The 22,186-nt window shown below is 68.8% G+C and carries 21 protein-coding genes; 8 read left to right on the top strand and 13 right to left on the bottom strand.

Annotation, left to right across the window (positions count from 1 at the left end):
* Window positions 1-423 precede the first annotated feature (423 nt).
* Entirely contained in the window at window positions 424-1,401 is a 978-nt protein-coding gene (locus AB7P10_RS14830; RefSeq protein WP_428294619.1) for a GMP reductase, read from the bottom strand.
* A 235-nt stretch (window positions 1,402-1,636) separates the two neighbouring features.
* On the opposite strand from AB7P10_RS14830, the gene AB7P10_RS14825 reads away from it, so the two are divergent.
* Window positions 1,637-4,057: a UvrD-helicase domain-containing protein gene (locus tag AB7P10_RS14825; RefSeq protein WP_428294618.1), complete on the top strand. Its 2,421-nt coding sequence runs from the start codon at window positions 1,637-1,639 to the stop codon at window positions 4,055-4,057.
* Window positions 4,058-4,078: 21 nt separating this feature from the next.
* Here the strand turns inward: AB7P10_RS14825 and AB7P10_RS14820 are convergent, their stop codons facing one another.
* The 5 genes from AB7P10_RS14820 to AB7P10_RS14800 all read right to left on the bottom strand — a co-directional run bounded on the left by AB7P10_RS14820 (window position 4,079) and on the right by AB7P10_RS14800 (window position 9,587).
* Entirely contained in the window at window positions 4,079-4,732 is a 654-nt protein-coding gene (locus AB7P10_RS14820; RefSeq protein ID WP_428294617.1) for a glutathione S-transferase family protein, read from the bottom strand.
* Window positions 4,733-4,803: 71 nt separating this feature from the next.
* Window positions 4,804-6,909: a molybdopterin cofactor-binding domain-containing protein gene (locus AB7P10_RS14815; protein ID WP_428294616.1), complete on the bottom strand. Its 2,106-nt coding sequence runs from the start codon at window positions 6,907-6,909 to the stop codon at window positions 4,804-4,806.
* On the bottom strand, window positions 6,906-7,388 hold the full coding sequence (locus tag AB7P10_RS14810) for a (2Fe-2S)-binding protein (protein ID WP_428294615.1): 483 nt from the start codon (window positions 7,386-7,388) through the stop codon (window positions 6,906-6,908). The genes AB7P10_RS14815 and AB7P10_RS14810 overlap by 4 nt, the downstream gene beginning before the upstream one ends.
* Window positions 7,385-8,350 carry a Bug family tripartite tricarboxylate transporter substrate binding protein gene (locus AB7P10_RS14805; protein WP_428294614.1) on the bottom strand — a complete coding sequence of 322 codons (966 nt, stop codon included), beginning with the start codon at window positions 8,348-8,350 and terminating at the stop codon, window positions 7,385-7,387. Before AB7P10_RS14805 ends, AB7P10_RS14810 begins: the two co-directional genes overlap by 4 nt.
* A 25-nt stretch (window positions 8,351-8,375) precedes the next feature.
* Window positions 8,376-9,587: a hypothetical protein gene (locus tag AB7P10_RS14800; protein WP_428294613.1), complete on the bottom strand. Its 1,212-nt coding sequence runs from the start codon at window positions 9,585-9,587 to the stop codon at window positions 8,376-8,378.
* A 123-nt stretch (window positions 9,588-9,710) separates the two neighbouring features.
* On the opposite strand from AB7P10_RS14800, the gene AB7P10_RS14795 reads away from it, so the two are divergent.
* Complete coding sequence (locus AB7P10_RS14795; protein ID WP_428294612.1) at window positions 9,711-10,658, top strand: LysR family transcriptional regulator; 948 nt, start codon at window positions 9,711-9,713, stop codon at window positions 10,656-10,658.
* Between the two features lie 32 nt (window positions 10,659-10,690).
* Here the strand turns inward: AB7P10_RS14795 and AB7P10_RS14790 are convergent, their stop codons facing one another.
* The 3 genes from AB7P10_RS14790 to AB7P10_RS14780 form a co-directional block, all read right to left on the bottom strand.
* Window positions 10,691-12,868 (bottom strand): PhoX family protein, encoded by a 2,178-nt coding sequence (locus AB7P10_RS14790; RefSeq protein ID WP_428294611.1) that lies wholly within the window; start codon window positions 12,866-12,868, stop codon window positions 10,691-10,693.
* A 78-nt stretch (window positions 12,869-12,946) separates the two neighbouring features.
* Complete coding sequence (locus AB7P10_RS14785) at window positions 12,947-14,404, bottom strand: FAD-dependent oxidoreductase (protein WP_428294610.1); 1,458 nt, start codon at window positions 14,402-14,404, stop codon at window positions 12,947-12,949.
* Window positions 14,405-14,465: 61 nt separating this feature from the next.
* Window positions 14,466-14,774, bottom strand: coding sequence for an ArsR/SmtB family transcription factor (locus AB7P10_RS14780; RefSeq protein ID WP_428294609.1), 309 nt, complete (start codon window positions 14,772-14,774; stop codon window positions 14,466-14,468).
* 279 nt (window positions 14,775-15,053) lie between these two features.
* Between AB7P10_RS14780 and AB7P10_RS14775 the strand changes: the two genes are divergently transcribed.
* Window positions 15,054-15,542 carry a c-type cytochrome gene (locus AB7P10_RS14775; RefSeq protein ID WP_428294608.1) on the top strand — a complete coding sequence of 163 codons (489 nt, stop codon included), beginning with the start codon at window positions 15,054-15,056 and terminating at the stop codon, window positions 15,540-15,542.
* A gap of 8 nt (window positions 15,543-15,550) precedes the next feature.
* Window positions 15,551-16,171, top strand: a complete 621-nt coding sequence (locus AB7P10_RS14770) for a DAPG hydrolase family protein (protein ID WP_428294607.1) — start codon at window positions 15,551-15,553, stop codon at window positions 16,169-16,171.
* Between the two features lie 26 nt (window positions 16,172-16,197).
* On the opposite strand, the gene AB7P10_RS14765 is transcribed toward AB7P10_RS14770, so the two are convergent.
* Window positions 16,198-16,386 (bottom strand): hypothetical protein, encoded by a 189-nt coding sequence (locus AB7P10_RS14765; protein ID WP_428294606.1) that lies wholly within the window; start codon window positions 16,384-16,386, stop codon window positions 16,198-16,200.
* Window positions 16,387-16,609: 223 nt separating this feature from the next.
* Between AB7P10_RS14765 and AB7P10_RS14760 the strand changes: the two genes are divergently transcribed.
* Entirely contained in the window at window positions 16,610-17,200 is a 591-nt protein-coding gene (locus tag AB7P10_RS14760) for a sigma-70 family RNA polymerase sigma factor (RefSeq protein WP_428294605.1), read from the top strand.
* On the opposite strand, the gene AB7P10_RS14755 is transcribed toward AB7P10_RS14760, so the two are convergent.
* The 3 genes from AB7P10_RS14755 to AB7P10_RS14745 form a co-directional block, all read right to left on the bottom strand.
* Window positions 17,164-17,514: an EthD family reductase gene (locus AB7P10_RS14755; protein WP_428294604.1), complete on the bottom strand. Its 351-nt coding sequence runs from the start codon at window positions 17,512-17,514 to the stop codon at window positions 17,164-17,166. The two genes, AB7P10_RS14760 and AB7P10_RS14755, sit on opposite strands and share 37 nt — an antisense overlap.
* Window positions 17,508-18,209 (bottom strand): glutathione S-transferase family protein, encoded by a 702-nt coding sequence (locus tag AB7P10_RS14750; RefSeq protein ID WP_428294603.1) that lies wholly within the window; start codon window positions 18,207-18,209, stop codon window positions 17,508-17,510. The genes AB7P10_RS14755 and AB7P10_RS14750 overlap by 7 nt, the downstream gene beginning before the upstream one ends.
* A gap of 109 nt (window positions 18,210-18,318) precedes the next feature.
* Window positions 18,319-19,317: an AraC family transcriptional regulator gene (locus tag AB7P10_RS14745; protein ID WP_428294602.1), complete on the bottom strand. Its 999-nt coding sequence runs from the start codon at window positions 19,315-19,317 to the stop codon at window positions 18,319-18,321.
* A gap of 205 nt (window positions 19,318-19,522) precedes the next feature.
* Between AB7P10_RS14745 and AB7P10_RS14740 the strand changes: the two genes are divergently transcribed.
* From AB7P10_RS14740 to AB7P10_RS14730, 3 genes are read left to right on the top strand one after another with little or no spacing between them, the layout of a single operon-like run.
* Complete coding sequence (locus AB7P10_RS14740) at window positions 19,523-20,350, top strand: class I SAM-dependent methyltransferase (RefSeq protein ID WP_428294601.1); 828 nt, start codon at window positions 19,523-19,525, stop codon at window positions 20,348-20,350.
* Between the two features lie 23 nt (window positions 20,351-20,373).
* Window positions 20,374-20,922 (top strand): DUF3455 domain-containing protein, encoded by a 549-nt coding sequence (locus tag AB7P10_RS14735; RefSeq protein WP_428294600.1) that lies wholly within the window; start codon window positions 20,374-20,376, stop codon window positions 20,920-20,922.
* Between the two features lie 46 nt (window positions 20,923-20,968).
* On the top strand, window positions 20,969-22,174 hold the full coding sequence (locus AB7P10_RS14730; RefSeq protein WP_428294599.1) for a vanadium-dependent haloperoxidase: 1,206 nt from the start codon (window positions 20,969-20,971) through the stop codon (window positions 22,172-22,174).
* Window positions 22,175-22,186 lie beyond the last annotated feature (12 nt).

Below are 22,186 nucleotides of genomic sequence, written 5' to 3'. Positions count from 1 at the left end.
TGGTGCCGGTGTGCGAAGCCCTGCCCGGGCTGAACCTCTACAGTTTCGTGGATGCGCTGGACGATCCGAGGTCGCGCTTGCACGGGATGGTGGGGTCGCTGCTGTCGGTCTGTGTTTTGTCACCGGCGGCTCCGGTCATCGGCGACCGGGGTGACCGGCTCCGCTCATGTCCCCCGAGGCGGCTGCGCCGCCTCTCCTCCTTGACTTCGCTGCGCCGGTCACCCCGGTCGCCGATGACCTCGTTGGCACTCAGTCTATGGGTGTGCCTGCGCCGCCCCAGGCTCGGGGGCGCTTGGCGTTCTGTGGAGCGAAGTCAAGGAGGAGGACCGGCGCAGCCGGTCCGGGGGACATGAGCGGAACAGAGCGCCAAGCGCTCCCGAGCCCGCGAAGTGGTGGCGCGAAATACCCAAGCCCCGAGGGACGTCACATCAGCAGATGTTCACCCGCGTTGTCCCCACCGAGGATCACGTAGTTCACCTTGCGGATGTCCATCAGCTTCGTGCCGCCCGCGTAGCTGATCGAGCTCTGCACGTCCTGCTCCATCTCGACCAACGTCTCCGCCAGCGTGCCCTTGATCGGCTCCAGGATGCGCTTGCCCTCGACGTGCCGGTACTCGCCCTTGTTGAAGTCGCTCGCCGAGCCGTAGTACTCCTTGAAGCGCTCGCCGGCCACCACCACTGTCTCGCCTGGCGACTCCTCATGTCCCGCGAACAGCGAACCGATCATCACCATGGTCGCTCCGAAGCGCACGCTCTTGGCAATGTCGCCGTGGCTGCGGATGCCGCCGTCCGCAATGATGGGCTTGGTGGCCACGCGCGCGCACCACTTGAGCGCGCTGAGCTGCCAGCCGCCGGTGCCAAAACCCGTCTTGAGCTTGGTGATGCAGACCTTGCCCGGACCCACGCCCACCTTGGTCGCGTCCGCGCCCCAGTTCTCCAGGTCGATCACCGCCTCGGGTGTGGCCACATTGCCCGCAATCACGAACGACGCCGGCAGCTTCTGCTTGATGTGGCCAATCATGTTCTTCACGCTGTCGGCATGGCCGTGCGCGATGTCGATGGTGATGTACTCGGGCACCAGGCCTTCGGCCGCCAGCGTGTCCACGGTGGCGTAGTCGGGCGCCTTCACGCCCAGCGAGATCGAGGCGAACACGCCCGCGGCGTGCATGTCGCGCACGAACTGCACGTTGTCCAGGTCGAAGCGGTGCATGACATAGAAGTAGCCGTTGCGCGCCAGCCAGGTGCAGATCGGCACGTCCACCACCGTCTTCATGTTGGCCGGCACCACTGGCAGGCGGAACGTGCGCCCGCCCAGCTCCACGCCGGCGTCGCATTCCGAACGGCTCTCCACGCGGCACTTGCGCGGCAGCAGCAGGACGTTGTCGTAGTCGAATATTTCCATTTGAGAACCAGGCTCCAGAAAAGTCGTTGAAGAACGAAGAGAGCGCTTGGTCTGGCCGGCTTTGCTGGCGGCGAGCGCCAACAAAAAACCGGGCGCAAGAAGCTTGGGCCCGGTGCCCGATTGTAGGCGCCCCGCACGCGCGCGGGAAACCTGCCGCGCTTGCCCTTCGGGTATGAGGTGTATACGGATTGCCGTATGGGCGGTCGCTGATCGAGCCGCTTCCTACAATCGCTCCATGCTGTTTGAAGACCCTGTTGCCCCGTCCTCCCCGCTGCTCGCGGGCCTCAATGCCGAGCAGGCCGCCGCCGTGGCGCTGCCGCCCGAGCATGCACTCATCCTGGCGGGGGCCGGTTCGGGCAAGACGCGGGTGCTCACCACGCGCATCGCCTGGCTGCTGCAGACCGGGCAGGTCACGCCCGGGGGCATCCTGGCCGTGACCTTCACCAACAAGGCGGCCCGGGAGATGATGACGCGCCTCTCCAGCATGCTGCCGGTGAACGTGCGCGGCATGTGGATCGGCACCTTCCACGGCTTGTGCAACCGCTTCCTGCGCGCGCACCACAAGCTGGCCAACCTGCCCGCCACCTTCCAGATCCTGGACACGCAGGACCAGCTCTCGGCCATCAAGCGCCTGTGCAAGCAGTTCAACGTCGACGACGAGCGCTACCCGCCGAAGCAGGTGCAGTACTTCATCAGCGGCTGCAAGGAAGACGGCCAGCGCCCGCGCGATGTGGTCGCGCGCGACGCCGAGACGCTCAAGAAGGTCGAGCTGTATGCGCTCTATGAGGAGCAATGCCAGCGCGAGGGCGTGGTGGACTTCGGCGAACTCATGCTGCGCAGCTACGAGGTGCTGCGCGACAACGATCCGGTGCGCGAGCACTACCAGCGGCGCTTCCGCCACATCCTTATCGACGAGTTCCAGGACACCAACCGCCTGCAGTACGCGTGGATCAAGATGTTCAGCACGCCACCGCTCGAAGGCCTGCCGGGCGCGGGCAACGCGGTGTTCGCCGTGGGCGACGACGACCAGAGCATCTACGCCTTTCGCGGCGCGCGCGTGGGCAACATGGCCGACTTCGTGCGCGAATTCAGCGTTCGCCACCAGATCAAGCTCGAGCAGAACTACCGCAGCGCAAGCAACATCCTCGACTCGGCCAACCAGCTCATCAGCCACAACACGAGCCGCCTTGGCAAGAACCTGCGCACCGATGCGGGCGCGGGCGAGCCGGTGCGCGTGTTCGAGGCCACCAGCGACTTCGCCGAGGCGCAGTGGATGGTTGACGAGATGAAACAGCTCGCGCGCGAGGATGTGCCGCGCAGCGAAATGGCGGTGCTCTACCGCAGCAACGCGCAAAGCCGCGTGGTGGAAACCGCGCTGTTCAACGCCGGCATGCCGTACCGCGTGTACGGGGGCCTGCGCTTCTTCGAGCGCGCCGAAATCAAGCACGCGCTGGCCTACCTGCGCCTGCTGGAGAACCCGCACGACGACACCAGCTTCCTGCGCGTGGTGAACTTCCCGCCGCGTGGCATTGGCGCGCGCAGCATCGAACAGCTGCAGGACGTGGCGCGCGCATCCGGCTGCTCGCTGCACGACGCGGTCAGCGCGGTCACCGGCCGCGCCGGCGTGGCCATCGGGGCCTTTGTGGCCAAGCTCGACATCGTGCGCGAGCAGACCGAGGGCAGCACGCTGCGCGAGATCATCGAACTGGTGCTCGCGCACAGCGGGCTGATCGAGCACTACCGCGCCGAGCGCGAGGGGCAGGACCGCGTGGAGAACCTGGAGGAACTGGTCAACGCGGCCGAGAGCTTCGTGAGCATCGAGGGCTTCGGGCGCGATGCGGTGACGCTGCCGGTGGACGAGCTGGGCAAGCCGCTGACGCAAAGCCCGGCGAGCCAGGGGCTGGACCCGAACCTGCCGGTGCTGGACGAACCGCTGGCGCCGGATGCCGAAACCGGCGAAACCCTCAGCCCCCTGGCGGCCTTCCTCACGCACGCCGCGCTCGAGTCGGGCGACAACCAGGCCCAGGCGGGGCAGGACGCGGTGCAGCTCATGACGGTGCACGCGGCCAAGGGGCTGGAGTTCGACTGCGTGTTCATCACCGGCATGGAGGAGGGGCTGTTCCCGCACGAGAACTCAATGAGCGACCGGGCCAGCCTGGAAGAAGAGCGGCGCCTGATGTACGTGGCGATCACGCGCGCGCGCAAGCGGCTCTACCTGAGCCACTCACAGACGCGCATGCTGCACGGCCAGACGCGCTACAACTTGAAGAGCCGCTTCTTCGACGAACTGCCCGAGGCTTGCCTGAAGTGGCTCACGCCGCAGCAACCCGCATGGAGCGCACCCGCTGGCGGCGGCGGCGGCCAGTGGCAGAACGGGCGGCGCGGCGGCCACGGCGCGCCCGCCGCGCTGCAACCGTCATGGTCACCCGGCTTCAGGGAGCGCGGTGACCCCAAGGGCCTGGGCCAGACCGCACCCGAGCCCGACCGCGGCACCGACATCCACGCCGGCCTGGCCGTGTTCCACAACAAGTTCGGCGAGGGCAAGGTGCTGGCGGTGGAGGGCGTGGGCGACGACGCGCGTGCGCAGGTCAGCTTCACGCGGCACGGCACCAAGTGGCTGGCGCTGAGCGTGGCCAAGCTCACGCCGATCGTCTGAGCCCGGCACGGCACGCCGCGCTCAGCGGATGTGTGGATTTTTCTCGCGCTCGAGTACGGTCTTCACCGCCGGCCGCTGCAGCATCTGGTTTTTGTGGCGCGTGTAGTCCTTCAGTTCTTCCATCGGCATGCGGTTGCTCACACCCCAGCCGTAGAACACGAGTGCGTAGGGGTCGACCACGGTGTAGCCGTCGCCCATCATCCATCGGCGCCCGGCCAGCAGGCCATCGATCTCCTGCAGGGATTTCCAGAACGAGGCTTCGGCCTTGGCCCGTATGCCGGGGTGCAGGCTCTCGTCATCGGCAAAGTAGTAGGGCCTGAACTTCGCGCGCTGATAGATGTGCGGTGTGTTGGAGAACCACGCCATCTGGGCGATGCACAAGGCCTGCTGGAACGCGTCGGTGGGCAACAACCCGGCCTGGGGGTGCGTCGTGGCGATGTACGTCAGGATGGCCGTGTTCTCGGTGATCACACCCTGTTCGACGATGAGCGCGGGAACCTTGCCCCTCGGGTTGATCGCCAGGTACTCGGGCGTCAGGTGCGCCTTGGCGGACAGCAGGGTTTCGACCGCGCGATAGGGCGTGCCGGTCTCTTCCAGGGCGATGTGCGATGCGAGTGAGCAGGCATTCGGGCTGTAGAACAGGGTGGGCACGCTGGCCGGGTTCGCATTCGTCATGGTGTCGGTCTCCTGGGGCAGTGCGATGCTTCAGCGGTGTGATGCGATCGGTGTGGGGTGGCGGAAGTGTGTCATGCGATCAGCGATGCGAAAACGCGTTCCCGCGTCATGGGCATGTCGTGCACGCGCTGGCCCAGCGCATGCGCCACGGCGTTGCCAATGGCGGCCGCCGTCGGCCCGCCCGCGCATTCGCCCACGCCGAGTGAGGGGTATTCACCCGCAGGCATCAACTCGACGCTGATCTCCGGCACATCCCGGAACCGGATCACGGGATAGCTTTCCCAGTCGACGGACTCGACGCCACGCGTGCCCAGGCGCACCTCCTCGATCAGCGTCCAGCTGATCGCCTGGACGATGTTGCCCTCGACCTGGTTGATCACGCCGTCCGGATTGATCACCAGGCCGGCATCGACGGCGCACCAGATCCGGCCGACACGCACCGCTTCCTCGACCTCCACCTCGGCCACCACCGCTGCATACGCCGATGTGTTCTTGTACCGGGCGAGACCCAGCCCCAGGCCCTTGCCTTCGCCGCCGGCGCCGCGGTGCGGCCAGTCCGCCAGGGCCGTGGCTTTCTCCAGCACCCGGCGCGCGCGCGGATCGCCCAGCAGGGCCATGCGGTAGGCCAGTGGGTCCTGGCCGGCGCGTTCCGCCAGCTCGTCGATCAGCCCTTCGATGGCGAAGACGTTGAGCGTGGCGCCCAGGCCCCGCAGCGATGAGGTGCGCACGGGAATGTCGTGGATCAGATGGAAATCGATGCGCTTGTCGGGAATGTCGTAGAGCGGCAGGCCGTTGCGCGTGGCACCGCCGCCGCGGTCTTCGGGGATGTCGAACGGCTTGCGCGGCGGCGGTGGTTGGGGCAGGGCGTCGGCGGCCAGCAAATAAGCGCCCCCCACACCAGGACGCTGCCCGTGTGCCGCGCTCCAGATCTCGGTGGTCCAGTCCGTGGGCAGTCCGTCGCTGTCCACCACCGCATGCACGGTGACCGCCATGGCCGAGGACAGGGGTTCAAAGGCGAATTCGTCCGCGCGCGACCAGCTCACGCGGATGACCTGGCCGGGAAGCTGCTGGGCGACGATGGCGGCGTCCAGCGCGGCATCGTCGGCACCGTTGTGGCCATAGCAACCCGCCCCATGCACGTGGTGGCACACCACCTGCGCCGCGGGCAGGTCGAGCGTCCTGGCGATGTTGTCGCGCAGCGGATGCATGCCCTGCGCATGCGACCAGACGCTCAGGCGGCCGTCCTGGAACAGCGCGAGCGCGCAGGACGGGGCGAGCGAACCGTGCGAGAGAAAAGGCCGCGTGAAGCGCGCCGAGATGCGCGCTGGTCCCGCGTGGGTGAACGCCGGACCGAAGATGCGGTCGTGCGAAGGCTGGGCCGCGATCCAGTCCGCGGCGCTTTGCGCCATGGCGGGTGAGGGTGCCTTGTCCCACACCGCCACGTCGCCCGCCGCGTTGGCAGCCGCTTTCACGGTGGCCTCATCGCGGCCGACGCAGGCCACGAAGTTGGCCACCCTGACCAGCTGGAAGGCCGAGCCGACCTTGCGCCGGACCGCCGCCTCGTCCAGCGACACCAGGCGCGCGCCGCGCACGGGTTGCCTGAGGACGCGCGCATGCAGCATGCCCGGCGGCGCCATGTCCTGGATGAAGCCGCCTCCGCAGAGCTTGACGGGCAGGTCGATGCGCGGCGTGCTCGTGCCCACGATGCGGTGGCTGGACGCCGGCTTGGTTGTGGCGTTGCCGGTCGCCTCGACGCCGAGGTCCAGTTCGTGCGCGAGGTTCCAGTAGTCCAGCCCGCTGGGCGCGCCGCGCAGCAGGATCTGGCCACGGTCCAGACACAGCGCGCTGGCATCGACCCGGAGGCGCGCGGCGGCGTGGTTCAGTGCCATCGCGCGCACCTGCGCCGTCACCTGGCGGATTGCGGCGCCCGAATGTTCGATCGACCAGCTGGAGGCGGTGTAGCCCTCGCCGGGCCCTTCGGCGCTGTGGCCGGACAGGACCCGGACCTGGGCGACGTCCACATCCAGCTCCTCGGCGGCGATCTGCGCCAGCGCCGTCAGGATGCCCTGCCCGAGCTCGACCTTGCCGGTGGCAATGCGCACGGTCCTGTCGTCCTGAAAGCGCAGCCATTGGTCGAGTCTCGGGTTGTCCTTGAGGCTGATGGAGAGCCCGCTCATGCCGCCGCTGCCTCGCGAAGCCTGGCCGCCGCCCGAAGCACGGCGCGCACGATGCGCCCGTGGGTGCCGCAGCGGCACAGGTGCGCATCCAGCGCGGCGACCACGTCCTCGCGGGTGGGCGTGGGGTTGCGATCGAGCAGCGCCTTGGTGGTCATCAGGATGCCCGAAAGGCAATAGCCGCACTGGCCCGCCTGTTCGTCCAGGAACGCCTGCTGGATCGGATGCGGCTTGTCGACCGTGCCGAGCGATTCCACCGTCAGGACGGCGCGGTCGATCAGCGTGCCGATCTCACGCGTGCAGGCGAACGCCGGTGCGCCGTCGATCAGCACCCGGCACGCGCCACATTGTTCGAGACCACAACCGTGGCGCGTTCCACGCAGTTGCAGGGGGCCACGGAGCACGTCGAGCAGCGGGGTGGCGGGCGCGCAGTCGATCTCGTGCGCGCGACCGTTGACGGTGAGCGGGATGGGTCTGTTCATTCGATCGTGATGTTCGCGGCTTCGATGACGCGCTTCCATTTCGTGGTGTCGGTGCTTGTGCGTTCCGTGACCCGGCTGGCGGCGCCACCGATCGCGACCACACCGAGTTGCTGCAGCTTGTCGCGCACCTCCTGCGAAGCCAGAACCGCGTTGACCTCGCGGTTGAGCCTGTTGAGGATCGGTCCGGGCGTTCCGGCCGGTGCCACCACGGCGGCCCACACCGACGCTTCGACATCGAACCCCTGTTCGCGCGCCGTGGCGACCTGGGGCAGAGCCGGGAAGCGCGCGCCGGCGGCGATGGCCAGCGGCGTCAGCCTGCCCGCCTGGATGTGCGGCACGAACGCCGCGATCGGCGCGGACGCGGCCTGGATGGCCCCGCCGAGCACATCGGCCAGGGCCGGCGCCTCGCCCTTGTAGGCCACGGAGAGCACGTTTGCTTTCGCCTCGAACTTCAGCAGTTCGAGCGCCAGGTGACCGATGGTGCCGTTGCCCGCATGGCCCACGGTCCCCTTGCCCGGGTTGCTGCGCGCGTACTGGATGTACTCGGTCAGGTTCTTCACGGGCACGCCCGGATGCGCCACGAAAACCAGCGGAATCTCGCCCACCAGCACGATGGGCGCGAACGCCTTGTCGGCGTCGTAGGGCATGTTCTTGTAGAGCAGCTTGTTGTTCGCCAGCGGCCCCGATGTGAGAAAGCCGAGCGTGTAGCCATCGGGGGCCGATCGGGCGACGACATCGGCGCCGATGGTGCCGCCCGCCCCGGGCCTGTTCTCCACCACGAACGGTTGGCCCGTCTGCTCGCTCAGGCCCTTGGCCACGATGCGCGCAACGATGTCGAAGCCGCCACCGGCGGGAAACGGCATGACCACTTTCACCGGCTTGGCAGGGTAGTCCTGCGCGTGGGCCCAACCGCACAGGCCCAGCGCCGCAACCAGGGTGAGTACGCATTTTTGTATCTGCATGGTGTCTCCAGTCTGAGGTTCTTGCTTACGGGGAAAGTGGAACCGGCGCGCTGTGCCCACCGTTGAGCGACAGCGTCACCAGGGGTTCGAAGGCGCTGCCCAGCGCGGCGTGGAGGAAGCAGGTTCTGGCGCTGTAGAGCAGCAGCTCCTGCATGGTGTCGTCGGGCGCCGTGCCCTGCAGGAACAGGTGGGTGTCCACCGGTCCTGCGCGACCGCGCAGCGTGTCCTGTGCGGCGCTGCCCTCCAGCGCGTACGGGCTGTTCTGGACGAGGCGGATCGCCCGCACGTCGTATTTGCGGTGCTGCACGTAGCGCAGCAGCTGGGTGAGGTAGCAGAACGAAATGCCCGCGGACAGCAGCGCCAGGCCGCAAGGCGCCTGTTCGCCCGAGGCGCGCTCGTCCGTCGTCAGCGCGAAGGAGCTGCCGGGCGGCTTGTGCAGCCGCGACTCCACGGCCATGGCGCCTTCGGGCATGAGGGTCTGGCCTTGGCCATGCACCACGATGCTCGCGTTGCCGCCCGATGCCGGCAGCACCCCTGGCTTTACATCGCTGTCTTTCAGGCGGCGTATCAGCGCCTGCGGAGGGACCGCTCCGGGCAGCGGGGCAGGGCGTCTGGCGTGCGAGACGAAAGGGTCGACCGCATCCGGCTCGCGCGAGGCGTGCACGCCGTGAACGGCGCTGCGGCGGCCGTTGACGTACAGCGCGAACGTGTTGGACAGCGGTGCGCGCAAACCCGCGACGGCCGGCGAAGCCTCCACCGCGGCGCGCACCAGGCGGCCCACGCGCTCCCACGGTGCCGACGCGTGGACCGAGACGGCAATGACCGCTGGCTGCGTTGAACCCTGGCCGGTCCCGCTGACGAATGAACCGGTGAACGCGAAATGGTTCTCGACCGTGCTCGACACCGCGTCGACATGCACATCGTGGTGCCGCGCGAGTGCCTGAATGCGGCCCATCAGGTCGGCTTGCAGGCCAGCGCAGAAGAAGCTCAGCGGGGCCGGTGCCAAATCGGAGCCGCCCAGAATCGGTCCTTCATCACTCACCATGCGCCATGCGCCGCCTTCCTCGCCCTCGGTGACCACGGCTTCCTTTTGATGGCCGCCCATGGCGCGGGCCTCGACCCGCAGCACGGCGGCTCCGGCGTCCGTGCCGAACAGGCGTGCGCGTTGTCCTCCGTGGCCCAGCCGGAAGGCCAGCGGGTGGCCGCTGCCTTCGATGGTGTCCGAGGCCTTGATCATCGGTTTGTCTCTCCTTGTTGTCGGGCGGGTCGGGCTCAGATACCGGTGCCACTGGGTGCGATGAATTTAGGCATCTCCCTGCAATAAGTAAAATGAATTCGATTAATGCTGCCGATTCGTGCCATGAATTCAAACCGATTCGACCTCAACCTGATGACCGTGCTGGATGTCTTGCTCAGGGAGCGCAGCGTCTCGCGCGCCGCTGCACGGTTGAACCTGAGCCAGCCGGCGGTGAGCCATGCGCTGGCGCGCGCCCGCGATGTGTTCGGCGATGCGCTGCTGGAGCGCGAAGGCAGCGTCATGCGCCCGACGCCGCTGGCACTGCGCCTGGAGGCGCCGTTGTCGGATGTGCTGGGTGGCGTCGAACGGATGCTGCAAAGCGCACGCAGTTTTGATCCGATGCAGTTGCAGGGGCAGGTGCGCATCGGCATGAGCGACTACGCCGATTTCCTGCTGCTGCCTTACCTGCTCGAGTACCTGCGTGTGCACGCGCCGGGTCTGTGCATCCTGAGCCGGGACATGTCCTCGGAGACGGTGTCGGACGAGCTGTCGACCGGGCAGATCGACATGGCGATTTCATTCCGGCTCGCGCACAAGGCGGGCATTCACGAGCGGCATCTGATCCGGGATCGCCATGTCTGCCTGGCCCCGAAATCCATGCGGGGCGCCATGACACTGGAGCGCTACCTGGCCGCGCGCCATGTGCAGATCTCTTACCGCGGCGTGTTCGCGGGCAGCGCCGACGAAGCGCTAGGCAGCATGGGCCTGGCGCGCACGGTGGCCGTGTTCACGCCGCATGTGCTGGCCGCCGCCGCCACGGCGGCGCGCGCCCGGCTGGTGCTGACGACGCCCGAGCGGCTGGCGCGCAGCCTGGTCGAGATCTTTCCCCTGCGGATGTTCGAATTGCCTTTCGACGTGCCCGAGCTGGAACTCACCATGGCGTGGCATGCCCGAAACGACGCCGACGCGGCGCAAGGCTGGCTGCGCGAGTCGATTGCCGCCGTTGCGGCGAAGCACGTGGCCCGCGCAAGCCCGCCACCCAAGGGTCGCGGGCGCGCCGACCGGCGTTGAAATGGACGCGCCGGCGGGGTCCGGGTGCCGGGTCAGCTCCCGATCACGCCGCCATCGTTTTTCGTGACCACGATGGTGGCCGAGCGCGGGCGCTTGCCAGCGCCGTAGCCCGCGTTGGCTGGCCACTGGCTCTCGTATTTCGAGGGGTCGTTCACGTCGCTCATCTTCGTGTTCTCGCCCGCGTGCTGGATGTTCACGAAGATCGCGCGGCCGTCCGGCGTTTCGGTGATGCCGGTGATTTCGGCGCCCTTGGGACCCACGAGGAAACGCTTGAGCGTGGCCGACGTCTGCGGCTTGCCCGCGTGCGTGGTCACGCTGCGTTCGCCGTGCTTCAAGGTCTTGCTGCCACCGTCACCACGCTGGCCGGGCAGGGCGGCGAGCAGCATGCAGTTGGTCGTGTCGGTGTAGGCGCCGTCGTCGGTCTGGATCCAGCACACGCCGGTGGCTTTGCTGAACACCAGGCCATCGGGTGAGGACAGGTCGTTCTCGTCGCTCAGGCTGGACAGGTTCACCGTGGCCTTGTCGGCGTCGGCCTGGGCGGCGAACAGGTAGATGTCCCACAGGAAGGCGGCGTCGGCGGGCTGCTTTTCGGCCAGGCGCACGATGTGGCCGTTGACGTTGCCCTTCTGCTCCTTGCTGCCCTTCATGTCGGCGTAGGCGCGCGGGTTGGCGGCATCGGCGGTGGCGGGCGTGCGCGCGCTGTTGTTGGTGAGCGTGATGTAGACCTCGCCGTTTTTCGGATTCACGCCACCCCATTCAGGGCGGTCCATCTTGGTGGCGCCCACCGCGTCGGCGGCCAGGCGGGTGAAGACGGCGATGTCGGCCTCGTTCTTGAACTCGAAGTACGAACTGCCGGCGATCACCGGGTTGTTCATGGACAGCTCCAGCCATTCGCCGCTGCCGTCGGCCTTGAAGCGCGCGACGTACAGCGTGCCCTTGTCGAGGTACTTATCGCCAGCGCCCAGGCGGTTCGCGGGCCGGGCGTCGGCCGGGTCCCACTTGGCGGCGGAGACGAACTTGTAGATGTACTCGCCGCGCGCGTCGTCGCCCATGTAGGCGACCACCGGCTGGCCGGCCACGGCGCGCGCGAAGGTGGCGTTCTCGTGGCCCAGGCGGCCCAGCGCGGTGCGCTTGCGCAGCGCCTGCGACTTGTCGTAGGGGTCGATCTCGACGATGTAGCCGAAGCTGTTCATCTCGTTGCGGAAGTCGTCCTTCGCGCTGGCACCGATGGCGCTGTTGTTCCAGCGCGCATAGGTGTCGGCCGAGCCGCCGCTTTCCCAGCCATGGCGGCTGGCCGCACCGGCCTTGCGGCCGTAGCGGTTGAGGGCCTGCACCTGCTTGTCCTTCTTGCGCGCGTCGTCGTCCTTCGCGTCGCGAAAGAAATAGCCGTACCAGTTTTCCTCGCCGGAGACGAAGGTGCCCCACGGCGTCTTGCCGGTGCCGCAGTTGTTGAGCGTGCCGCGGCATTTCGTGGCGTCGCCGCTGTACTTCGTCACCAGGTGCTCGCTGCCGCGTGCGGGGCCGTGGATGGCGGCTTCCGTCATGGTGGTGACGCGCCGGTTGAGTGGCGAGGCGGGTTTGTAGGCCCACTGCCTGCCGCGGCCTTCCACTTCCACCACCGCCAGGCCGTGGATCATGAGTTCCTTGTCCACTTCGGCCGCCGGGCGCGGCAGGGTGGCCGTGCCGCCCGTGGGGTGGATGAAGAAGGAGCTGAGCTTCTCGTCGGTCGTGGCCTCGTGGTTGATGACCAGGAGGCCGCGCGCCGTGGCGCTGTCAGAAGGCCTGCCCTGGGCGTCCAGGCCGAACCACTCCATGCCGTCATGGTGGTCGCCGGCGCGGTTGCCGAAGTCGGTGTCGGTGCCGTCGTTCCGGTAGGCGGGCGTGGTGGCGGTGAGCGGATCGCCCAGCGCGTAGATGACCTGGGCGGAGTAGCCGGGCGGGATCATCACCACGTCGGCCAGGCTCTTGGCCACGGGCGTGAACCCCAGGACGTTGACCGCTGCGGGCAAGGGCGCCTGGGAGGCGGTGGCGCAACCGGCGAGCGCTGCAGCGCCGCCAAGGGCGGTGGCGCCCGCCACGCCCATGCCACCGCGCAGCAGGCCGCGGCGGCTCAGGCGGGTGGCGAGCACCTCGTCAAAGGTGGGGTTGCCGCTGCGGTTGGAGTCTTCGTCGTTGAACTGGGCGCTGGGGCGGATGTTGTCGTGGGGCATGGTGATGACCGTGGGTGGATTGGATCACCGCGGATCATGTGCAGGCTGTGTGAAAAGCCGGTGACAGCCCGGACCCGTTCAGCCGCAACAGGCCGCGGATGACTTCGCCGGCGTCACGGCCTCACCAGCTGGCGCCGGCGCCTTCTTCGCGCCACACCCACAACCTGCCTTGCCCTCGGCCTTGCTCGACTCGTCGAGCGCGCAGCACGCGCTTGCGTCTGCCTTGGCCGGGCCGCCGCAGCAGGCCGCACCGGTGTCCGCGGGCGCGGGTCGTGCGAGGTCGACCGAACACACGCCGGTCTGGGGCAGTTCGAGCTGCACGTCGTCGGCCGCGCGCAGGTCGCCCGCGAGTGCGGCCACCACCGAGCGCGCCTGTTCGTAGCCGGTGGCCAGCAGGAAGTTGGGTGCGCGGCCATAGCTTTTTGCACCGATCGCGTAGAAGCCCGGTTCCGGGTGTGCCAGTTCGCGGTGCCCGTGCGGGCGCACCGTGCCGCAGCTGTGCACGTTGGGGTCGATCAGGGGAGCGAGCGCGTCGGTGCTCTCCAGCCACGGGTCCAGCCGCAGGCGCAGTTCCCGCGCGATGCCGAGGTCGGGCCGGGCACCGGTGGCGGCGATGATCTCGTCGATGCCTTCGATCACGGCCTTGCTGGCGTCCACCGCGAAGACACTCAAGCCCTGGGGGCCTGCGACCACCTCGCGGATGCCGAAGCCCAGGTGCAGCTCCAGCCGCCCCTGTTCGACCAGGGTGCGCATGCGCACGCCCAGTTCGCCGCGAGCGGGCAGGCCATCGTTCTCGCCACCGCCAAAGAGCCTGCGCAGGTCCTTGCCCCGCACCGCCCAGGCCACGCGGGTGCCGGGCGCCTGCTCGGCGAGGGTGGCCAGGGCCAGCAGGTTGCCCGCGGCCGAATGGCCGGCACCCACCACCAGCACCTTGCGCCCGGCGTAGCGGCTGCGCTGCGTGCCCAGCACATCGGGCATGCCGTGCACGATGCGCGCGCGCGCCCCCGCCTCGCCCGGCACGGGCAGGCCGTGCACGCCCAGCGGGTTCGGCTGCGACCAGGTGCCCGAGGCGTCGATCACCGCGCGGGCCCGCAGTTCGCGCAATCCTTCGGCGGACTGGACCTGCATCACGAAGTCGGCGTGTTCGCGGCCCGCGGTCCTTGCCTTGTCGAAGCCGTCGCGCGACACGGCCATCACGCGCGCGCCGAACCGGATGTGCGGTGCCAGGGCCGGGGTGCGCGCCAGCGGGGCCAGATAGTGGTCCACCAGTTCGCCCGCCGTCGGCAGGGCATCGGCGTCGGGTGCCACCCAGCCCGCGGCTTCCAGCAGCGCGCGCGCGGCGCGGTCGACGTTGTAGCGCCAGGGCGAGAACAGCCGCACCTGCCGGTAGCTGTCCAGGTGGGCGGCCACGCTGCCACCCGCTTCCAGCACGACGACGGGCAGGCCGCGCTGCCGCAGATGGGCCGCTGCGGCCAGGCCGACCGGGCCTGCGCCGATGACGGCCACCGGGGATGGGGATGGAGATGAAACGGCCATGATGTGACTCCTTCGTAGTTCGTCGATAGGCGAATATGTGAACCGAAAAAAAGCGCTCCGCTCAGAGCGCCCCGACCAGGCGTTTGAGCATGGCCACACGATCGGGGTTGACGCAGTAGCAGGTGCGCTGCTCTTCGGCCGAACCCAGCACCAGCCCCGCGTCCTTGAGCACCTTGACGTGTTGCGAGGTGGTGGACGGTGCGAGGTCCACCACATCCGACAGGTTGCCGAAGTAGCAGGTGCCGTGGTGCGCCAGGTGCTGCAGCAGCCGGATGCGCGCCGGGTGCGCCAGTGCCTTGAGCAGCACGGCGAGTTCCTCGGCGTCGAGTTCTTCGTCGACCGTCGACGGCGCGCAGCGGGTTTTGACCATGTGGTGTGTTCGTAATTCGTAGAATTGCGAACGAATGTAGCGGCAAGCCGCTCGCGCGTCAACCGCCGCTGGCCGCGCAGGGTGGGGTATCGACGGGTTCGGGTGGCGTGTCATGGGGTGTCGTCCGGTGTAGGTGGGGCATTCGACGGGATAGACGCACGAGACGGCACAAGGTGTCAGGCCGTGCGGGCTTGCGGTGGGTGGCGGACTGCCACCTTTGGTCCGCGGGCCCGTCATTCACAGGCCCGACCCATCCGGTCACCGACACAGGAGAACCCCTTGAAGACATCGAAACACATCGCCATGGCCGTTGCCATCACCGCAGGACTGAGCGCCTTCGCGGCCCTTGCGCAGACACCCACCGCGCCCCAGCGACCGCGCGACGCCGTCGCCCTGGGGCGGTACCTGGTGCAGACCACCGGCTGCAACGACTGCCACACGCCGGGCTACATGGCGTCGGCCGGCCGTGTGGCCGAGGCGCAGTGGCTGACCGGTGACAGCCTGGGCTGGAGAGGCCCCTGGGGCACCACCTACGCCACCAACCTGCGGCTCTACTTTGCCCGCATCACCGAAGCGCAGTGGCTTGGCCATGCCCGCGCCATGGAGCCGAGGCCGCCCATGCCATGGTTCAATCTGCGTGCCATGTCGGACACCGAACTGAGCGCCATCTACCGCTACATCAAGGCCGCCGGCCCGGCTGGAGAGCCCGCGCCCGCCGCGCTGCCACCAGGCAAGACGCCGGCCGGTCCCTTCGTGCAGTTCCCCTGAGGCCCCGCATGACGATCTCATGGCATCCCAGATCCGTCGACAGCGCGCGCAGCGGCATCGAGGTGCTGCCGGACGGCCGCCTGCGCTGCTGGATCGAGCACGACACCCTGCGGGGCGTCACACCGCCCATGCTGGCCTGGTGGTTCCGCCACCTCGAGGGCGAGATGGACTTCGAAGGCCAGCGCTTGTTGCGTTACCACGTGTGGCACCCCCGGGACCATGTCCAGGTCTCGTACACGCGGCGCCTGGCCGACGGCAGTGTCGGGGTCGGTGCGCAGCTGCACATCGTCGAGGTGTTCGGCGGCAATCCGCGCCACCGGGTGGATGCGCTCAGCGACATCGTGCGGCTCGATGAACAGGGCTTCGGGCACCGGCCGCGCTGGCACGGCCTGCGGGCAGCCGCCATGGACTACCGCTTCGAGCCGGTCCCGGGTGGTACGCGCTACGTCAACAGCCTGACGGTGGGCTTTGCCTCGCCCTGGGCACGGCCGCTCAACGCCCTGATGCGCCGCTTCGTCTTCGATGCCGAACGCGCCCGGGCCTGGATCCGCCACAACGTCGAGGAAGTCGGGCAGTTCGAGCGCTTTCTGCCCGCGCTCTTCGCGAGCGAAACCGATCCGCGCCCATGAACGTCACCGCGTCGCGCGGTGAGGGTTCAGAAGGGGAGCTTGGGCCAGCCACGCCGAAGCCAGGCCTCGTGCCGGCGGCAGCGCCAGGCCACCAGCCGGTCCAACAGCTCGTCGAACCGGCGGGTGAGCCGGGCCGCCGGGCTGGTGCCGCGCGTGCGGATGACGGTGGCGCAGCAGGGCAGGCTGCTGCGCGCGGGGGACGGGGATCGGGACATGCTGTGTTCTCCTGGTGGGCCTGAATCGGACGGGTCACGCCAGCACAGACGCGCCGGGGCGCCGGAAGTCGCAGTTTTTTTGCCACCCTGGACGCCTGCGGACGTCTTTGCGTCACCCGCTTGTCTGCGCTGGCGCCACAATCGCGCCTGTCGCTTCCTGCTGGCCCGCCGTGCGCCCACCCCTTCGATGCGCACCATGCCCCATTCGTTTGGAGAACCGCCCATGACCGATGCCGACAACCAGGTGACCGAGCTGTACGCCGAGTTGCGGCATTCGCTGCTGGCTTTCCTGCGCAAGCACACGGGCGACGCCCAGGTGGCCGAAGACCTGCTGCACGATGTCGTCATCAAGGCGCTGGCGGCCACGCGCGACGAAGCGCGGGCCCCACAGAACCTGACCGGCTGGCTGTATGCGGTGGCGCGCAACGCCGCCATGGACCACCACCGGCGCCACCGCCCGACCGATGAACTGCCCGACGAACTGGCCGACGCGCAGCCGGACGAAGACGACGCGGCGGTGATCGAACTCGCCAGTTGCCTGCGCACCGTGGCCGGGCGACTGCCTGGCACCTACCGCGACACCGTCATCGCAGCGGAGCTCGATGGCCTGCCGCTGCTGCAGGTGGCCAAGCGGCAAGGCCTGTCGCTGTCCGCGGTGAAAACGCGGGCCAGCCGCGGCCGCCGCCTGCTGCGCGAGGAGTTCGTGCAGTGCTGCCGGGTGGCGCTCTCCCGGCAGGGCCAGGTGCTGGACTACGACAGCGTGGAAGTCGCCAAGTGTCAGCCCGCCGGTCCGAATTGCCAGGAGGCTGGTTGATGTGAGCTGACCTGCGCGATGCGCATCTCGGGTCGGATGTTGGTGTAGTTCACCAGATCCATCCGCAGCGCATCCCCTGCGGCGGCAAGCGCTGTCCGGGCACTGGACATGTCCGGAAAATAGACGCTGGTGGCCGCCACGACCTGCCCGCTTTTCTCGCCCTGCGGCCACTGCACCTGCTCGGATTCCAGCCGCACGTGGCCAAAGCCCTTCACAGCGTCGAGCGTGATCGCCATGTGCTTTGTGGCGTAGTAGGCGTGGTCGAACGTTGCGCCTTCGAACCATCGGTACTGCGCGGTGATCTTGGTCAGCATGCGCCTTCTCCGGTCAGGGCCATCGCGTTGCGGGTCCGCGCATGCCCGAACGCGCCCGTGAAGACGGCGTGCGTCTGCGCGTAGGCGGGCCTGGCCTTCATGGTGCTCAGCCAGCGCCGCAGGTTGGGCCAGGGGGTGAAGTCCATGCCCGCGGCCTCGCCAACGGTGACGATGCCCAGCCCCAGGTAGTCGGCCAGGGTGATGCGCTCGCCCAGCACGAAGCGCCTGTCGGGGCCGATCATCGATGCGTCGAGGATCGAGAGCAGACGCTCTGCGCGCGGCCGCACACACGCCAGCCCGGCCGCCTGCGCTTCGGCACCGGGGCGAGCATGGTTCGGGAACAGCTGCGGGTAGGCGAACCCATAGGCCAGCTCGCGCGACAGGCCGGTGTTGAACCAGTCCATCGCTTCATTCACCCGCGCGCGCTCCCGGGCGTCGATCGGGTAGGCGTCCGACTCCACAAGGTCCGCGAGGTACTTCAGGATGGCGGACGACTCGGTCAGCCGAAAGACGCCGTGCTCCAGCACGGGGACCGCCTGGTTTGGGTTGATCGCCGTGAATGCCGGGCCGTGCTGCTCGCCGGAAAACAGATCGACTACCTGGTGGTCGATCTGCAGACGGTGTTCTGTCGCAAACATCATCACCGGACGGCTGGAGGTGGAGATGGGGTGGTGGTAAAGGCGCAGGCTTGTCATGGGCAGGGGCTTCGGTGTGGAGGGCCGTTCGGATCGAACGCAACCCAAAGACGCCCCCACGGCCTGAAGGTGGCAGGGCTGCGGCCCTGTCAAAGAGTGTCGCGACGCCTCACCCGGTCTGCGCACGCCGCCACGCGGCGGGCGGCTGGCCCACCAGGCGCTTGAAGGCGCGCGCGAACGCGGCCTCGGAGTCGTAGCCCACTTCCTGCGCCACGGCGGCCACCTTGGCGTTGCCCTTGCGCAGCAGGCCCGCGCCGAGCTGCATGCGCCAGTTCGTCAGGTACTGCATCGGCGCCTGCCCGGTCAGTTCGACGAATCGTTCATGCAGGGTCGAGCGCGAGAGGCCGACCTGCCGCCCCAGTTCCTCCACGGTCCAGGGTTCCGCCGGGCGCTCATGGAGCAGCGTGATGGCCTGGCCCACATGCCGGTCGCGCAGGGCGCCCAGCCAGCCTGCCGAACCCGCTGGCAAGGATTCGAGATAGCGCCGCGTGGCATCGACGAACACGAACTCGCTGGCGCGCTCCAGAATGGCGGCGCTGCCGGCGCGGCGTTCGCGCGATTCCGCCACCGCCTGGTCGAGCAACTGCGTCGTCCAGGGCCCCAGCGCACCTGCGCGCAGGTGCATCTGGGGTGGCAGGGCGTTGATCAAGGGGTTGAACGGCTTCAAGTCGCAGGCCACGAAGCCGCACACCACGACCGAACGCGCGTCGTCGGCGGGGCCGGGCAGGCCGGGGCGCAGCACGCCGCGGTGGTAGGCCACCGGGATCGGTTTGGGGTCGTTGCGCGTCTCGTAGCGCCAGCTGCTCTCGTCGGCGATGGCATGCATGCCCGGTGCGCTGGAAATCACGTGGCCGTCACCGCGCGGAAACATGACGATGTCGCCCGTGGCCAGCCGCACCGGCGCCTGGCCGTCCGAGGCCGCCCAACCTTCTCCCCTGGCCATCAGGTGGTAGGCGAGCACGTGGTCGGCGCCCGGCATGAGCGCGCCGGCGAGCTGTGGCGACGGCGGCGTCTCGGCCGCCCAGTCGCCGTCAAAGCTGACGTAATAAAAGATCGCGCCGCGCAGCCGCACGCTGCGCAGCACATCGGACAAGGGGTCGTGGCTCATCGAATGCTCCGGCCGTTCGGTGTCTCGATCAAGTCGCGCGGACGTACGGCACAGGCGCGGCGTGGCGACCCGTCCATGGCGGACGCGCGAGCAAATATGCCGAACGCAAGGTGAAGCGTCAATGGCGCGGAATTTTCAGAATGAACCCATCGGCAAACACCGCGCCGATCTGCGTTCAACCCACCGTTTCAGGAGTCCTCTCACCATGAACACCGTCATCGAAAAACCCGCCCCCGACTTTGCCGCCATCAAGCAGCGCCAGCAGGCCACCTGGGCCAGCGGGGACTACGCCGTCATCGGCACCACCCTGCAGATCGTCGGCGAGACGCTGGCCGAAGCCGCCGACGTGCGCGCCGACGAGGCGGTGCTCGACGTGGCCGCCGGCAACGGCAACGCCTCGCTCGCTGCCGCACGCCGCTGCGCCAAGGTCACCTCCACCGACTACGTGCAGGCGCTGCTGGACAAGGGCCGCGCCCGCGCACAGGCCGAGCAGCTGCCCATGCAGTTCCAGATCGCCGATGCCGAGGCCTTGCCCTTTGCCGACGCCAGCTTCGACGCCGTGCTCTCCACCTTTGGCGTCATGTTCACGCCCGACCACCAGCGCGCGGCCAGCGAGATGCTGCGCGTGCTGCGCCCCGGTGGGCGCATTGGGCTGGCGAACTGGACACCCTCCGGCTTCATCGGCCGCCTGTTCAAGGTGATCGGCGCACACGTTGCACCGCCGGCGGGGGTGCAGTCGCCCGCGTTGTGGGGCAGCGAGCCCCACGTCGTGGAGCTCTTCGGCGCCCACGCCGCGCAGATCGGGTGCCAGCGCCGGCACTTCAACTTCCGCTACCGCTCGGCGGCGCACTTCGTCGCGGTGTTCCGCGAGCTGTACGGCCCCACGCACAAGGCCTTCGCCGCGCTCGACGCCGCTGGCGCCTTGTCGCTCGAACGCGCCATCACCGCCCTGCTCGACGAGCTGAACGTGGCCGGCCCCGACTCGCTGGTGGTGCCCAGCGAGTACCTCGAAATCGTGGTCACCCGGCACTGAAGCCCCGGTCACTGGAGAACCACATGAAGAATCCAAGACGCCCGAAGCCACTGGCCACCGCGCTGGTGGGCATCGCCCTGCTGGGCCTGGTGGCCTGCGCCGCCAGGCCGGCACCGACCGGCGTGGTGCCCGCGGCACTGCAGCCTGGCGACTCGGTGCGCGCCCTGACCACCGTGTCCGCCAGCGGCGTGCAGATTTACGAGTGCCGCTCCGTCGCGGGCGCATCCGCCCCGGCCTGGACTTTCCTGGCGCCCGAGGCCCAGTTGTTCGACGCGCGTGGCCGAGCGATCGGCAGCCATGGCGCCGGCCCGTTCTGGGCAGGGTTCGACGGCAGCCGCGTTGTCGGCAGCGTGCGCGCTCGCGCCGACGCGCCAGCGCCCGGCGCCATCCCCTGGCTGCTTCTGGCCACCCAGAGCACCGGCGCCGCGGGCGTGCTGAGCCAGGTCACCTACATCCAGCGGCTGCACACCGAAGGCGGTGTGGCGCCCGCAGGCGGCTGTGACGCCGCCTCGATCGGCCGGCAAGCGCGCGTGGACTACCGCGCCGACTACCGCCTGTTCGTTCCCGCCTGAGCGCCGCGCGCGACAGGCTCCTCTCTGACCCATTGAAGGAATTTGCATGAAAACCCGCAACTGGATGGCCACCCTCGCGGTGCCACTCTTCTTCAGCGCCCTGGCCGCGCCCACGCGCGCCGATGTCATCACCGACTGGAACCAGCGCGCCGCGCAGATCGTCGGTGAGGCCCGCATCGGCACGCCGCCGGCCGTGCGCGTGATGGCGCTGGTGCAGACGGCTGCCTACGAGGCGACACGCGAAGCCGCGCGCGCGCCTGCCGCGTCAGCGCATGCGGTGGGCGCGGCGGTAGCTGGCGCTCACCGAGCCGTGTTCATGCAATTGCTTCCCACGCAGCGCACGGCCATTGATGCCGCGGTGCAGGCTGCCCTGGCCGCTCTGCCCGACGATGCGTCGCGCGCCGCGCACTTCGCCGCCGGCGAGCGAGCCGCGCAGCGCGTGCTGGCGGGGCGCGCTGGCGACATGCCCGGTGGCGCCGACACCTACCGCCCGCACACCACTGCGGGCGCTTACGTCCCCACCGCTGCACCTGCCGCGCCGCGCTGGTCTGAGCGCAAGCCCTGGATGCTGCAGCGTGGGGATCAGTTTCGCCCCGGACCTCCTCCCGCGCTGAACAGCGCAACCTGGGAACGCGACTACAACGAGCTGAAGTCGATGGGCGCGCGCGACAGCAAGCAGCGCAGCGCGGAACAGACGGATATCGGGCGTTTCTGGGACTACTCTCTGCCGGCGATCTACCACGGCGTGGTGCGCTCGGTGGCGCAGCAGCCCGGGCGCGATGTGCTGGCCAATGCGCGGCTCTTCGCGGTCGTCGCGCAGTCCATGGACGACGCCCTGATTGCGGTGATGGACGCCAAGTACCACCACAACTTCTGGCGGCCGGTCACTGCGATCCGAAACGGCGATATCGATGGCCACGACGGCACCGAGCGCGACGCCGGCTGGGCGCCGCTGATCGACACGCCGATGCACCCCGAGTACCCCTGCGCGCACTGCATCCTGGCCGGTACCGTGGCCACGGTGCTGAACGCCGAAGCCGCCAAGGGACCACTGCCCGTGCTCAGCACCAACAGCGCCACGATGCCCGGTGTCGTGCGCCGCTGGAACACCACCGACGATTTCGCGAAGGAAGTGGCGCAGGCCCGCATCTTTGGTGGCGTGCACTACCGCAACTCCACCGAGGTGGGTCTCGCCATGGGCCAGCGCATCGGCGAATGGGCCTTGCAGCGCAGCGCCGCGGCCGAACAATGATTCAAGGCGAGG

Source organism: Hydrogenophaga sp. (genome assembly GCF_050182545.1).
Taxonomy (GTDB): Bacteria; Pseudomonadota; Gammaproteobacteria; order Burkholderiales; family Burkholderiaceae_C; genus Hydrogenophaga.
This window is presented reverse-complemented; position numbering and strand designations above follow the sequence as displayed.